A 15,240-nucleotide genomic window follows, 5' to 3' on the forward strand; every position below is an offset into this window, starting at 1 on the left:
AGTCAGTAAGAGTAAAAACCCTTGCCGGTCTTGCGGCCCAAATGGCCGGCATCCACCATGCTGCGCATTAACGGACAGACCCGGTATTTCGAATCCTGAAATGTCTGATAAAGCACATCCAGCGAGTTCACCACGGTGTCGACGCCGATCAGATCCGCCGTCTCCAACGGCCCCATTTTATGGCCAAAGCATTCCTTGAAGATGGCGTCCACATCCGCAGGTTGCGCGATGCCGTCCTGAATGGCGAACGCCGCTTCATTCATGAAAAGATGAGAGATGCGGTTGGAGACAAAACCAGGGCCGTCCTTCACCACCACCGCTTTTTTGCCCAGCATCGCCAGCATTTCCAGACAGCGGTCTTTGGTTTGCTCTGAGGTATTCAGGCCCAGTATTACTTCCACGGTATGTTTCAGGTAAACCGGGTTCATGAAGTGAACGCCAATGACCTGCGCCGAGGTTTTATGGAAAGACCCCAGTTTGGTGATGGGAATGCAGGAGGTATTGGCCGCCAGAACGGCGTTGGGCGCAATAAACTCAGCCATGCGGGTATACAGCGCCTGTTTAAGCTCAATGTTTTCCGGGATATTCTCGACCACGAAGGCGCAATCAGAGATCGCGCCCAGCTCATTCGACCAGCGAATGTTGTCCAGAATATCCTGAGGTTTCTTCCCTTTCGCCAATGGGCTGAACAGGGGCGCGTATCCCGCCGTCTCCAGCACGCGCGCCCGACTTTGCTCGCAGGACGGCTCGTCTTTTTCAACCACGACGACGTTATGGCCGCGCAGTGCGCAATCAAACGCCAGGCTGGACCCGATGTTACCGCCGCCAATCACTGCAATGTTTAGTTTTGACATACAAACTTCTTCCTTGTTGTGCTTTAAAAATCTGTTTTCCGTTGACTAATCAGGCAGCAGAATCCGGCGAGATCACTTCCCACTTTCCAAACCAGGTCAGCCCTGCCGCCTTCGCCAATGACGCCGACGCCAGGTTGTCGAACTGACAACGGTATTGCGGTTCATAACCCCTCTCACTGGCGCGTCGGCAAATCGCGCGCACGACTCTGCGGGCGTAGCCTTTTCCTCTGAAGGGCGGCAGCGTCAGCACGCCCAGATCGGCGATGCGCGCGTCGTCGCCGGGATAACTGTCCCAGGGATACATGCTGGCGGCGCAAACCAGACTGTCGCCGATAAAAGCGCCGCAGACCTCCCAGTGATCCAGTTCAACGTAAGCGTCATCCAGGTCCTGCTCTGTTGCGGACGCCTGAAATTCAGCGAAAACGGCCTCATCCTCAATGTTTAGCGGGCGGATGTCGCCTTCTGTGGCTTCCTGCATCAGTGTTTCTTTATCCTGCGCAGAGAAATAAAAGATCTCATCGGCGCCATGCAGAACCACTCCCGCGTCCTGCAATGTCTGGCGCAGGGCCGTCGTCGTTAAGGCGTCCAGCTGATAGAAGCCCAGCTTATCCGCCATCGCCGGCGTCATGACCGCCATGACGCGCCCGTCCGACAATTCCAGCACCATCAGCCGTCGTTCCTCCGGCAACGTCGCATTCGCGATCACCGTCAGGCTCCCGGTTTGCAGCAGAACTTCCCCATGTGTAAAAGGGGTCATCCAAAAATCCATTATTGTTGATGAAAATACAGACATACTTCTCTCTCGACTTCGTTGTCATTAATTCGGCGGACAGGTCGCTTCCGTCTGTCCGCCAATCACTCAATCACAATACCTGTGATGTCAGGTCCTGTTTCTCTCTGCTTGGCGCCGCGCAGGCGCGACTGTCCTGCAAGCCCGTTAACTCGCTGACCCGCGCTTCAATCCATGGCGCCACCTGATTATCGGCGAACAGATAAAAGTGGCCGCCAGTGAACACCCGCTGCGTCAGCGGCGCAGCGAACGCCCGTCGCCATCCCGTCAGGCGAGACACCGGCACGCGATTATCGCTGTCGCCTCCCGCGATAAAGCCAGGAACGTCCAGCGGCGGTTTCGGCATGCCGGCCAGGGCCGCCAACAGCATCAGATCATTGCGCATCACGCCAACCACATAAGTTCTCAACTCAGGGTCCGCCAGCACCTCCGGCGGTGTGCCTTCGTATTGCTCCAGCAAACGCAGGATCTCTTCGTCCGACAGGGACTCCCGAGGTCTTCCGCGCAGGTCAACAGGATCAATATAGCCGCGGGCGGAGAGAATCACTCCCAGGCGCATCTCCGGCGCCTTGCGCCTGAGTCTGTGCGCAGTCTGGTAAGCCAGCTCCGCGCCCAGGCTGTGGCCGCATAGCATCAAGGGCTTGTCGCGCCCCAGCTGCAATCGCTCGACGGCGTCGAGAATCTCTTCTAAGACCGCATCAGCGTCCGCGTTAAGCGGCTCCAGAAAACGCGCGCCTCTTCCCGCCAGCTCCAGGCAATAGACTTCAATCGAATCGGACAGATTCTGCGCCAGTTGCATGTAGGTGTAACTGGAGCCCCCCGCATGGTGCATAAACAGCAATTGCGCGGCGGCGTCCGGCCTGTTTTTCGCAGCAAACAAGACTGAATCAGACAAGGCTTACTTCCTCCCTGGCTTCACTCCCGGAAACGGCGCGCTTCTGATATACCGACTTGAACGCCAACGCCGCCGCAATGGGAGCGCTGGCGATCCACCCCGGACCGCGCGCGCTTTTGAATTTAAAATAATCGTCGTACTCCGGGCTGGTGACGAAGTTATAGGTCAGGGAAATGCTGGGCGATAGAGTATGCACCTCATGGGGCAGCCCTTTGGGAATCAGCATGATTTCCCCCGGCTCCAGATCGAAGCGCCAAATCCTGTCCGCCTGCCCGCCGGGATCATTGGCGGCGGCGGGCGAATGGGCGAAAGAGCGACCTTCCGCAAGGGTTCTGGCGGCGCCTTCCAGCGACGAAGAAAAAATCCATCCCGCTTTTTTGCCCACTACCTGACACAACACCGCATTCGTGCGCATGCCGTCTACATGCAAACGGGTGCAGGCGCCCGGCGCGGAAAAATAAAGCCCCCAGTCCTGACACATACGCTTGTTCGGCTCTAAGGAGCCCATCTGCACCCAGGGAATCCGATAGCCGCTCCGGGGCAGAAAATAAGGTCGGCCCCAGTGCCGCTGAATGCGCTGAAACGCGAGGAAGCTGAACGACTGCGTTTTTACGCGATGACCGAACCCCCAGGTGAACAGCAGATGCTTGAAAAAGGAGTCATAGGTATAGCGCAGGTAGTCCAGCTCATTGCTCATACACCCCAGCTCCACCTCAGGAAGCGAAGCAATCTGCTTCAGGTAGGCGCGCAGCTCGACGCTGTCTTTCGGCTTGAATCCCGCGTCCTGCAAGCGGACCGACAGGTCGCCGAACTCCTCACAAAAGTAGTTGAAGCTCCACAACTGTTGCGCCGGCCAGTCCAGCAGTCCGTCTGCGACAATGACGGGCTCATTGCGCATCAGGTAGCGTTCGCTGAACGTCGCAGAGGTAATATCCGAGACTCTTTCCACATGGCGGTAATCCGCCCCTTGCAGGCGCGACGCCGCCTCGCTCTCTTCAATCAACGGCTGCGTTTCCCGTTTGCGCCGATAGATGCTGGCTTCTTCATAGGTCCACAACGCCACATCCCCCAGCGCATTGCATACATCGCCAATAAAACTCATAACCGCCCTTCCCTAAAAATCAAACTCTAAGTCCACATCCCTTTCCGCCATTTGCGCGGCGTCTGTTTGGACGGGGTGGTATTCGAGGTTTTGCAGCAAGTCCCCCACTTCCGTTTCCGGGTCGGCGAGGATGGCGCCCACCAGTTCGAAGTAGTACTGGAACAACGCCAGAATTGTCGCCTGCTCGAACATGTGTTCGCGATACTGAATGGTGCAGTCGAAGCCGTCCCGGGTTTCGGAAACCTCCAGCACCAGGTCAAACTTCGCGGTGTCCGAACTGATATCGAGCCGCGACAGCCCTGCTTCCTGAGCCTCCTCAGCGCCGCCGTTCAGACTCTGGGGCAAATACCCGAAAACCACATCGAACAGAGGATGCTTACCCTGACGATGCTGACAGTAAGACTCTGCGCTCAGGTCCTGCAAAAGCGCGCTCATGGGATAGGTTTGGTATGGCGCGCATTCGGCCCATTGTTCGTTCAGGTCCAGCAGATAATCCGCCACCGGGAACTCCGCCTCCGGCTCAAGCTTGAGGGCGAGCATGTTGACCAGATACCCGACCAGCTGCATCTCTTCGGGCTGCGTGCGTCCGGTAACCGGAACGCCGAGCAGCAACGCATCCGTGCGGGCGATCTTGCTCATCAGCACGCCAAACGCGCCGAGGAAAAAAGTAAACGTCGGCAGTCCCAGTTCCTCGCACAGCCGTTTGACGTCCTCGCCAAGCTGTCTGGGCAGCGCCTGCACCCGCGTCGCGCCCTGATTGCGCGCGGATTCGTCGCCATCGTCGCAGCCCTCCGCCCGAGGCAACGCCAGCGGCGCCGGCAAGGGTAATAAGTTGGCGAGCCAGAACGCTTTGTCCTTGCGGGTTTTTTCCTCATTTTCAGCCGCCTGCCGCCCCTGACGGAACGCGGCGTAACTGTATTCCAAAGGCGCTACGGACCGCCCGGCGAGGAAGTTCTGCAAATCGTCTGCGAGGATGCCGAGGGACACCGCATCGCAAACAATATGATGAACGACGATCAACACTTGATGAGGCCGCCCGGCGCCGGGACTGGTTATCATCATGGCGCGAATGGGCAGCGTGGTTTGCAGATCGAACGGCATGGCGGCGAACTGCTCCAGGCGAGCCCGATTCTCCGCCTCCGTCGCAGCGCTTTCAAACACCACCAGGCTGGCTTTGGCCAGGACCTGGGGTTCCATCATCAGGTTGGCGCCCTGTCGCTTGAACAGGCACTTCAGCGCCAAATGCCTGTCGGCGACCTGCTCAATCGCCGCCGCAATATCTGTAGGGCTGTATGATGCGGGACATTCAAAGGCCACCGGCATGTTATAGCTGGCGTCCTGAAAGGTGGTCTGGTGTATGTAAAGCAGTTCCTGATCCGCGCTCGCCAATATGGGCGCGGCGGGATCGATCTCCAGCGCGGTCACTTTCGCGTCCTCCTGCTCCAGCAGACACTGGCGTTCAATTTCCCGAATGGTCGGTTGCGCGAAGAAATCCTGTATGGCGATCCGCTTGCCCAGCTTTTTATACACTTTCTCCGCCATCACGATCGTTTTGAGGCTATCGCCGCCCAGTTCCATAAAGCGATCATCGACGCCCACGCCTTCCACGCCGAGAATGCCGCTCCAGATGGCCGCAATCTCTTCCTGTAAGGCATTGCCGGGCGCGGCGAACGCCGCCGCCACGGTCGCCGGCCGCGGCTTCAGCTTAATGCTGTTGACCGAGGACGAAGTCTGTCCCTCCCCGTTCGCCGGGCGCCGACCGCCCCAGGAGTACAAACGATCGCTAAACTGTCCGGCGGAGAAGATCTTCTGATTCTCGCGGTCGAACTCGCGCAAACTGCGTTCGAACAAGGCGGGGAACTCCGCTCCCAGCAGCGCCGTTTCGTTGGCGCCCCAGGCGTTGGCGTCTTTTGGCGACGCTTCCTCGAAGTGGATGGTCTCCCAGTTCACCGTCACCCAGCGGGTCGCCGCCAGTCTGTTGTTGCGCCGTTGGCTCCAGCCATCCAGAAACAGGTTGGCGGCCGCATAGGGCGCGTGGGCGATTCCACCGAAAAACGCGGACATGGAAGAGGTGACAAAACAGGTCTCCACAGGCGCGCTTTCGAACACCCGCGCCAGCGTCTGCGCAACCCGCGCTTTCGGCGCAAGTTGCGCCAGATAGCGATCTGCGTCGAGCTGGGCGAGTGGCGCAAAGGAGTCGCCATCCGTCACCCCGGCGGCGTGAATCACCACCTGTATTGCGCCCAGACGCTGGCGAATGCTCTCAAACAGCGCCAGGGCGTCGCTTTCTGACTCCAGCGCATAGGGAAACACCTCCACCGCACCAGCGCCGGCCGCCGTCAGTTCCTGCCGCAGGTTTTGCATAGCGGGTGAGTCCGCTGACTGACGGCTGATCAGAGCCAGTCGTCCCTGAAAGCGCTGGGCGAGGGTTTTCGCCATCGCTCTGGCCATTCTGCCCCCCGCACCTGTAATCACGAAGGTCCCGCCAGTAAAATGCGACGCGTCCAGCACCTCGTTTTCTTCTTCGTCAGGACTGCGAAAGTCCTCTACGAACAGTCCTTCTGCGCTCAGCTTCAGAGGGCCATGCATGGGAGACGCCAACACGCTGGCGAGCGCCGCCGGCGTCCATTTCTCACTGGGATTGCAAATCTCCACACAGGCGCACGCGATGCCGGGTATCTCCTGAGGCGCCACCAACGCCAGGGATTTCAGCGCGGCTGTCGTCAGCACCTGATCGGCTTCCTGCTGCAGGTCGTCCACGGCTAAAAAGGAAGGCGCCAGCAAATAGATATGCACGGACGCATACCCTGAGAAATCCGCGTCCGTCAGCGCCCTGCCCAGATCAGCCAGCGCCTGCAGGGACTCCGTGTTCATTGACAGGCCATCCGCAGGAAACGCCAGCGTCAACGTCAGCGCCTGCTCGCTTCGCGCGCCTGCAGCCAGCTCCGCCAGTGCGCCGCGCAACTGCACTGAACATAAGGGGTTACAGTCGAGCACTTCGATATCATGCTGGGTCAGCCCGGCGGTCAGCGCTTCTGTCGAAGCCGGGGCGAGCAGCACGCGCCGGGACCCGGGTTGCACCGGGGGTTTGCGAAGCCGTATGGATTTCCAGAATGGCGTCAGCATTCCCGCCGCGTTTTTGGAGAGATTGCCGCCTTCCGGCGCCGACAGAACGTCCGCAATGCGTCCCCAGGTTTTATCCGAGACATGGCCTGCGCCGTGGTCTTCGCGGGCGAAAGCGTAACCCGGAACCTCTTTCAGGGGCGGTATGGATTGATCGCCCCAAAGAGACCGAGGCAATTCCTTGCTCACGCCGGAAAGCCATTTTTCGATACTGTCTTTATCAAGAGGCGCAGGCATCCCATTCAGGACTTCCGGCGTCAGTGACGCCAGGGTCGAGCGGACCAGGGACGGCGCATCGCCATCCTCTGCGAGCGCCAGATAGCGCTCGATTTCCCGCATCAGGGCGAATTGGGAGTCCGCCGCCAGCAGCGCCCGACAGGGAAAGCTGTGACGTTTGCGCAGCGTATGAGAGAGCGCGCGAAGATCAGGACTCTCCTGCGTCACCAGCCACTGGGACACAGACTCCATATGCCGCGTCAACGACGCAGTGTTAACAGCGGAAAACGGGAAGAACAACGGTTCTGCGCGATCCGTGTCGACCGCCGTCTTCTGCGACGCAGGCGCATATTCCTGCAACACAATATGGGCGTTGGTTCCGCCAATGCCGAAACTGCTGACGCCACCGGTGCGCAGCTTGCCGTCCTGCGCCAGCCAGGGCTCGGCTTCGGTGTTGACATAGAAGCACGACTTTTCAAAATCCAGCTGCGGATTGGGACGCAGGAAATGCAGCGTCGGCGGTATTACGCCGTGCTTGAGCGCCAGCACCATCTTGATGAATCCGGCGACCCCGGCGGCGGAGTCCAGATGGCCGATATTGCTTTTAACGGCGCCCAGCGCGCACTGGTTCGGCGTGTCGCTGTCGGCGCCGCTCTCGCCGAATACCTCGCGCAAAGCCATGAACTCAATGCTGTCCCCCAATCCGGTGGCGGTGCCGTGGCACTCAATGAAATCCACGTCGGCGGCGTCCACTTCCGCCAGTTGCAGGGCGGCGCGAATCACCTCCGCCTGCCCTTTCACGCTGGGGGCGGTGTAACCCACTTTGCGGGCGCCGTCGTTGTTAATGGCGGAGCCTTTGAGAATCGCCCAAATAGGGTCATTGTCGGCGATGGCGTCACCCGCCCGGCGCAACACCACCGCGCCCAGGCCGCTGCCGAACACGCTGCCGCTGGCGTCGGCGTCAAACGCGCGGGTTTTACCGTCTTTGGAGAACAGCATGCCCTCCTGATAGAGATGCCCGTTCTGTTGCGGCAACAACAGGCTGACGCCGCCGGCCACAGCAAAATCGCATTCGCCGTTCAACAGACTTTGCACCGCCTGATGAATGCTGACCAGACTCGTCGAACAGGCGGTCTGCATGGTGAAGCTCGGCCCTTGCAGCCCCAGTTTCCAGGAGATCAGCGTGCTCATGGCGTCTTTATTGGCCAGTTGCGAGGCCAGAAAGCCGCCGACGTTATCCACCTGCTCGGACAACATGGCCTGCATAGTCCACTGCACGGTGCTGCGCGCCCCCAGAAACAGACCGATGCTGCGTCCGCGTTTGTCAGGATCGACGCCGGCGTTCTCCAGCGCATGCCACACGCACTCCAGCATCAGCCGGGTTTGCGGGTCCATCAACGCCGCCTCCGCCTGGCTGTATCCGAAGAACTCCGCATCGAAATACTGCGCGCCGCCCAGCACGCCGTTGGCCGCTACGAAGTCCTTGTTGCGTATCTTGTTGACGTCGTGCCCGGCCTTGAGCAGTTCTTCGTCGGTAAAATGAGAAATGCCGTCCACGCCCATGAGCAGGTTGCGCCAATACTCACGGCAGTTGTCGGAACCGGGAAAGCGACCCGCCAGACCGATAACGGCGATATCCAGATCTTCTCTAATCTCTACAACACTCATAATTCCATACCTTGTTATGCTCTCAGACGAGGTCGTCTGATATAAATCCTTGTGGTCCTTGCTGCGCCCCTGATCACTAAACCGGCTCGGGCTGACTTGCCGAAACGGGCGGCGCCTGGGAGAAATCTGCGGGCGACACATCCTCGGCGCCCAACCTGCGCAAAAACTCAACGTGGTCCCCTTGCAGGCGTCGTATCTGTGCATTCGCCGGCGCCGAACGCTGCAACGCGGCGGCGCTTTTCTCATCGGCGTCATCGGAGAGAAACACCCGCGTCGGGATGCGATTCAACGGGGACGCCGACAACCGCTCAGGGAAGCGCGCGGGTTGGATGAGCTGATGCTGCAACCGGTAGTAACGCCATTCCATAAACAGAGACGGCGAGGCTTCCCGCAGCGCCGCTTCGTCTTCGATCGCCGCCAGCGCTTTTGTTGTCTCACTGTCTTCAGCGGACGCGGCGATATCCCGGAACATCGCCAGGAACTCCGCATACAGCTCTGGCCCATCGAACACACTGGTTTGCAGGTTGGGATCAAGAAACACCAGCTGCTCAACATCCTGGCCTAATTCCGGACGCTGCGTCAGCAACGCCGCCAGCATCTCCGCCCCCAGGGAATAGCCGCCCAGCCACAGGGGCCGCGCGGGCGTTTCCCGGCGGCCCGCAGCAAGCGCCGACAATGCATCCGCCAACGCGGTCTGCAACGCCTCCGCAGAAAGATCAACGGCTGCGCCGGGCTCCAGAGTCAGCACCGATAGCGTTACGCTCCCCGCCAACGCATCCGCCAGTCCTTGCAGCTCCACCAGTCCGCCTAACGCGGGAGGCAGCAACACCCATTTGGGAAGCCTGGGGTCGTCCGCATTCAGCAAGCGCTCCTGCAGGCATGCCCCCGCCATGGGCCGGGACTGGCGACGGGTTGCGATCAGGGCCCGCTGGGCGGCCAGGGTGGCGTGGCGAAACACATCCACCGGGCTGAACGGGACGCCGAATCGCCTCTCAATCTGGCTGGCCAGACGCACTGCGCTCAAAGACGACCCGGACACCTGGAAAAAATCCGAATCCGGCGTCAACGCGCCATGGAAACCCAGACATTCGCGCCAGCACGCCGCCAATTCTCCCTGCTCTTCGTCCCAGGCCGGGTCCGCAGCGTCCGACGCTACCTGCGCGCGTTCACGCCACGCCTGAAACAGGGCGACGATTTGCGCCCGATCCAGCTTGCCGGTCTCGGTGCGGGGCAAACGCGTTACCGGGAAGATGGCGGAAGGCAAATGGGAGCGCGGATAATGCCGGGCCAGATGCGCCTGCAGTCCTGAACCGCCGTCATCATCGCCTTCAACCGCCAGCACCAGACAGGCCTCCGGCGTTCCCGCCTGCGCCACCGCCGCTCCCGCCGCGATTACGCCGGGATGTTGTCCCGCCCGGCTCTCCAGCTCGCCCAGGCCGATAAAATTGCCTCGCACCTTGCAGCTGTCGTCCATGCGCCCTTTGAGAAAACACTGACCACTGGCGTCCACCATGGCCATATCGCCGGTGCGGAAATAAGCGCCCTGATCATCGTTCCCGAATTTCTGCGCAGTCAGTTCCGCTTCGTTCAGGTAGCCGTGCTGCGCAAAGTCTCCGTAGATCAACAGTTCGCCCCATTGCCCTGGACGCAGGCGACACCCCTGGGCGTCCACCACGGCGAAAGAGACGTGATCGAGAGGCGCGCCGATGGACAGCATCGGCGCCGAATCCATATCCGCGCAGTTCGCCATGGAGACGGCGATACAGGTTTCCGTCGGGCCATAACTGTTCCAGATCTGGGTGCGTTGCAGCAGACGGTCGATATCGCCGAGGGTGAGAAAATCACCGCCGCTGATGCACACTTTGGGGAGCGGGGCCAGGTTTTCCATGCGGTTCCAGGCGGAAAACAGCGCCGGCGCTGCAGAAATCACATCGGGACGGCGCTGCGCCAGAAACGCTTTCGCCCTGCGCTCGTCGAGCAGGCTGTAGCGGTCCGTCACCAGACTGGTTCCCTGCACAGCCCAGGCCAGCAGTACTTCTTCCAGATAGCCGTCGAAGCTGGGTGAAAATTGCTGTGTTACGCGCGCCCCGGGTTGCAGGTTCAGCGTGCGGACCAGCGAATCCAGATACTGCGCGACGGTCTGCGCCGCGACGCAAATGCCCTTGGGGCGACCTGTGGTGCCTGAGCTGTACAGTATCCATGCGGTGGGATTGGTCTCCATGGACTTCAGGCTCGCAAACTGGCGCCAGTCGACGTCCCTGGCGGCGATCGCGTCCTCCGCATTCAGCACGATATCCGGCTGCCCATGGCGAATCACTTCCTCTACACGAGCCTGTGGCGTTCCCTCCTCCAGGGCGAGATAAGTGGTTCGCGTCAGAAAGCACGCCGCCAGAAACGCCTGCAACCGGCGTCCGGGACGGCCTTGGATCAGTGCGCGCCGAATCTCTGAGCGGTTCAGGCGGTCTGCATAGCTCCCGGTCAGCGACGCCAACCCGGCCCAACTCAGCTCGCCTTCGTCGTCAATCACGGCGGGGCGATCGCCCAGGGTCAGAAAACCCTGGCGTAAAATATCTTCAATGGAGCGATAGGCTTCACGCCGTTGTGCAGGCCGGAACGCCTGGGCGGCGATGTCGCCGGCAACCAGCAGGTCCTTCAGTCGTGGCGTTGAACTGTCGCCAAGCGCCTGCCGCAGGATATCGCGATAGCTTGCGGCGAGCTTCGCTATCCGCGCGTCCGACAAGGCGGCGCGCTGATATTCCAGCATCAGGCGGCTGTGATCTCCGCCGTGGAAGACGGTGAGGTTCAACGGGCCATGGGCCTCTTCGTCGTTCTCCTTATCCGTCCCGTCGCTGGCGAGGGCGTCACTTTCCTCTTCGGCGTCGAAATAGGAATAGGCGACGTTAAGCAATGGGTTGGCGCCAAACACCCTCGGATCGTGACGCAGTAACGCAAACACCTCTTCTACAGGAAAGAACAGCTGCTCCATGGCCCGCCACTGCGCCTCCGCCAGGGACTTGAGATAGGCGTCGAAACATTCTTCGTCGCGATCAAAACGAAACGCGCAGGGAGACAAAGACACGAACATGCCCACCGTGGTCTGCGCCTGAGGCGGACGGTACGCATTCGCGACAGAGATGGAAAACCCATCGCTGCGGCCCTCCCGCGCCACGGCCAGTCCCCATATCCCCAGAAAGAACACCGCCGGCGTGACATTGTGGCGGGCGCATAATCGGTTCACCGCCTCGATCTCCATCGCGGTCAGAGACCAGGAGGTATATTTCACGCCATCGTCGTCATCCACGGCGCCATGGCCGAAAGGATCAAAATCGAGATCCTCAAGGTAATCCTTCCAGAATGCCTGCGCTTCCCCCCAGAGCGGTTGCTGACGGGCTTGCGCCAGCGCCTGCGCATAACGGCGGTAGCTCAGGCTGGATGGCGACGGCTGCGCTCCACGCAGAAGCTGCTCAAACTCATGCTTGAGCATCTCCATCGAGGGCTTGTCCACCAGAATATGATGGACCTGCAGATGTAACCGCGCCCGCTCCGTCTGCGGCTCCAACAGACATCCTCGCAGTAAGGGCCCCCGCTCCAGGGCGAACGCCCGGGTCCAGTCCGCGTCAGCGCCGATCAACACCTGGTCGACGTTGAGGGTCGCCAGCGCTTCCGCGCAAGGCGCGCCCTGTTCATCAAGGGGGTAACGCGTGCGCAAAATAGCATGGCGGTCAAGCAAGGCCTGCAGGGCCTGTTTCACCGTGTCGCTGGCGACATCCCGCGCAAGGGGTATGTCTATTTCCAGCACATAGGCCATGGAGTCTGGATGCAGTCGGTACTGCGCATACAAGCGGGCTTCCTGAGGGGACAGCTCGCCGCGAACCACCTCGCCGGACTCCGCCGCCTTATCCAGCAGCCTGGAGAACGCGTTTCCGGCGCCCTCCCGCTGCCCGGCGCAGCGCGCGTCGATCAGCGCCGCCAGACTTGCGATGGCGTCATGCTTGAAGAATTCCAGCAAAGTCACCGCCTGGCCGAACTCCTGTTGTATTTCCGCCAGCACCCTGCCCGCTCGCAAAGAGTGTCCGCCCAATGCGAAAAAACTCCTGTCCGCTCCGATGACGCTGACCTCCAACTCCAGATGACGCGCCCAACACGCCGCCAGCCACTCCTGGGTACGCCCTTGGGGACGCGGGCCGAGGTCGCTGTTGGCGACGTCACTGAGCATCTGCTTCAGCTTCTGTCGATCCAGCTTGTCGTTGCGGTTCAATGGCAATGAGGGAGTCAGAATGATCTGGCTGGGAACCATGTAGGCCGGCGTACGCTGTAACAGCCTTTCCCGCACATCACGCTCGTTGAGGCCGCTGTCGTTAGCGACAATGAAAGCGCCAAGCCGGGCGTGTCCTCGCTGGTCCGTCAGACTGATCACCGCCGCCTGAGACACGCCAGGCAAATCCAGCACCTTTCTCTCGACGGCGTCCAGCTCGACGCGGAAGCCGTTGACTTTCAACTGCCGGTCCCGCCTGCCCAGAATTTCCAGTTCGCCGTTCGCGTCCCAGCAACAGATGTCGCCGCTGCGATAAAAGCGGCCCTGCAGAGCCCCGTTATCCAGCTCGATGAAGGCGTTTTCGGTCAGATCGGGGCGATTCAGGTAACCAGCGCCTACTCCGGCGCCGCCAATCAGCAGCTCCCCCGGCGCGCCGATCGGACAGGGTTGCAGGGTGTCGGGAAACGCCACCACGCACTGGCAGCCATTGAAGGGCCTGCCAATGGTTATCTTCTGATCATTGCGGCTGATCTTCTGATAGGTGGTGAGCACCCCGGTCTCGCTGGGCCCATAGAGGTTGATCAGCTCGTAGTTATTTTTCTGAAAAGCGCGCAGACTTTCGCCGCCGAAATACAATTGCCGCAGGCTGGTAATATCCCCCTGCGCCATGATGTCCTCCGCCAGCACCGTGGTCGTAAACATCAGATCAATGCGCTGCTCCCGCAGGAAATCCACGCACTTCGCCGCGTCGGTGCGAGCCGCTTCCGGCGCCACGACAATGACGACGTCTTCCGTCAGCGCCAGCACGCACTCCAGCACAAAGTAATCAAAGGTATGGTTCGCCACAGAGGCGACCCGCGAGTGATCTGTGTGGTACTGGGCGCGCTCTTCCTGACAGATATTGAGCAGGGCCCGGTGGGTGTTGACGCAGCCTTTGGGCTTGCCTTCGCTGCCGGACGTCATCACCACGCACAAAGGGTCGTCCAGTGACGCCGCGTCGCCCTTGCGCAACGCTTCATCGCGAACACTCGCCGGTGCGGACGCCACAATTACGCCGCTGTATGACGGCAGGATAACGACGCGGCAGCCCTGAGCGACAAAGCGTTGCTCCAGCTCGCCGCCGCCATCCTGCAACAGCACCGTTTGGGTCCCGTGCAGGGCCACCACATCGGATAGCTGCTCTATTGGCGATTGCCGGGACTGCAGACAGAACGGTTTGCCGATGCGCATACAAACCATCGCCGCCAGTGTGGTCTCCACCCCTTTATCGCCAACGATCAAGACATAGTCACCGAGGGCGTCCCAGTGCGGCCAGTTGGGAGCTTGCAGCAACGCGTCGATATAGCCGTCCAGCTGCTTAAAGTTGACCGTCTGGTCGTCGCACTCAAAAAACACCTGCTCGCCCCGATCGCGAATCGACGCGGCAATCGCCTGGGCGACATTGCGATAAGCCAACGGGCGGCCCTGGGTCGGCGCGGACAGCGCGTCAATGCGCGCCTGCTCCGCAGGTGGAATCCAGGGCATGGACGCGAGCACGCCGCCCGGGTCGAACGCCATCGCCTCCATCAGCGTCCGCAGGCGCTCAAGCAACAGCGCCGCCAGCGCCGGGTCCACTTGATCCGGGTTGAAACGCAGATGCAGCCGGGTCGCTTCGGGACGCGCCTCAACGCCAATACAAAGCCTGTACTGAGAAGCGTCAATGCCTGCGCAGGGGACGCCCGTTTCCGAATATCCCACCAGCACCTGCGGCCCCGCCGACATGTCGCCCGACGCGCTTTGCGGCGACAGACCAGCGATCAATCCGGCGACCTGCTTCCACTGCCTCAGCTCCGCGCCGATCAGTTGTTTGACTGGCTGCGCCAACTCCGTTTCCGTCAGCCGCCATTGGGCGGGAATGACGTAAAGGCCGTCACTCGGGCTGTGCGACGGCGCTTCAGACGCCGACGCGCCGCCTTGCCCCAGCTCTCCGGCGCCTAGCGCCCAGTTCAGCGCGCCCAGGGATTCGTGGCTGTGCGCAAACGCCAGATACTTGATACAGGCGGAGAACAGCGATAGCCGGTGCAACGGAGAGGCGGACGCCATCGCGTAAATCCGGCGGTTAAGCGCCTCAGGAAGCGCGCAGGTAATGGTCGTCGTCGCGTTCGCCTCAGGCGTCGCCTGCGCCATCACAAAAAACGGGCACTCCTGATAGTCCGCCGCCAACTGCTGGCGGACATAGGCTTTGAGCGCCTGTTTCCTTGCATTCATTGCAATGGGATCATTCGTGAGCATTTCCATGTTTTACTGCTTCTCCATTTTTACTACGTCTCCACGCCTTTCTGCTTATCCGTGTTTGCC

Annotated in this window: 6 protein-coding genes; all 6 read right to left on the minus strand. The window is 60.7% G+C overall.

What is annotated here, in order from left to right:
* Positions 1-2 precede the first annotated feature (2 nt).
* The 6 genes from HCH_RS15450 to HCH_RS15475 all read right to left on the minus strand — a co-directional run bounded on the left by HCH_RS15450 (position 3) and on the right by HCH_RS15475 (position 15,180).
* Positions 3-854, minus strand: coding sequence for a 3-hydroxyacyl-CoA dehydrogenase family protein (locus HCH_RS15450; RefSeq protein WP_011397254.1), 852 nt, complete (start codon positions 852-854; stop codon positions 3-5).
* Between the two features lie 49 nt (positions 855-903).
* On the minus strand, positions 904-1,611 hold the full coding sequence (locus tag HCH_RS15455; protein ID WP_202945313.1) for a GNAT family N-acetyltransferase: 708 nt from the start codon (positions 1,609-1,611) through the stop codon (positions 904-906).
* Positions 1,612-1,717: 106 nt separating this feature from the next.
* On the minus strand, positions 1,718-2,539 hold the full coding sequence (locus tag HCH_RS15460; RefSeq protein ID WP_011397256.1) for a thioesterase II family protein: 822 nt from the start codon (positions 2,537-2,539) through the stop codon (positions 1,718-1,720).
* On the minus strand, positions 2,532-3,641 hold the full coding sequence (locus HCH_RS15465; RefSeq protein WP_011397257.1) for a cupin-like domain-containing protein: 1,110 nt from the start codon (positions 3,639-3,641) through the stop codon (positions 2,532-2,534). The genes HCH_RS15460 and HCH_RS15465 overlap by 8 nt, the downstream gene beginning before the upstream one ends.
* A 12-nt stretch (positions 3,642-3,653) precedes the next feature.
* On the minus strand, positions 3,654-8,648 hold the full coding sequence (locus tag HCH_RS15470; RefSeq protein WP_011397258.1) for an SDR family NAD(P)-dependent oxidoreductase: 4,995 nt from the start codon (positions 8,646-8,648) through the stop codon (positions 3,654-3,656).
* Positions 8,649-8,724: 76 nt separating this feature from the next.
* The gene (locus tag HCH_RS15475; protein ID WP_011397259.1) at positions 8,725-15,180 is read right to left on the minus strand and encodes an AMP-binding protein; all 6,456 of its coding nucleotides are present in this window, start codon (positions 15,178-15,180) and stop codon (positions 8,725-8,727) included.
* Positions 15,181-15,240 lie beyond the last annotated feature (60 nt).

The organism is Hahella chejuensis KCTC 2396 (genome assembly GCF_000012985.1).
Lineage (GTDB): Bacteria > Pseudomonadota > Gammaproteobacteria > Pseudomonadales > Oleiphilaceae > Hahella > Hahella chejuensis.

What these genes read in the sequence shown, in the direction of transcription:
- HCH_RS15450 (WP_011397254.1), bottom strand. Translation starts at nt 854, where the DNA reads ATGTCAAAACTAAACATTGCAGTGATTGGCGGCGGTAACATCGGGTCC.
- HCH_RS15455 (WP_202945313.1), bottom strand. Translation starts at nt 1,611, where the DNA reads ATGACCCCTTTTACACATGGGGAAGTTCTGCTGCAAACCGGGAGCCTG.
- HCH_RS15465 (WP_011397257.1), bottom strand. Translation starts at nt 3,641, where the DNA reads ATGAGTTTTATTGGCGATGTATGCAATGCGCTGGGGGATGTGGCGTTG.
- HCH_RS15470 (WP_011397258.1), bottom strand. Translation starts at nt 8,648, where the DNA reads ATGAGTGTTGTAGAGATTAGAGAAGATCTGGATATCGCCGTTATCGGT.
- HCH_RS15475 (WP_011397259.1), bottom strand. Translation starts at nt 15,180, where the DNA reads ATGGAAATGCTCACGAATGATCCCATTGCAATGAATGCAAGGAAACAG.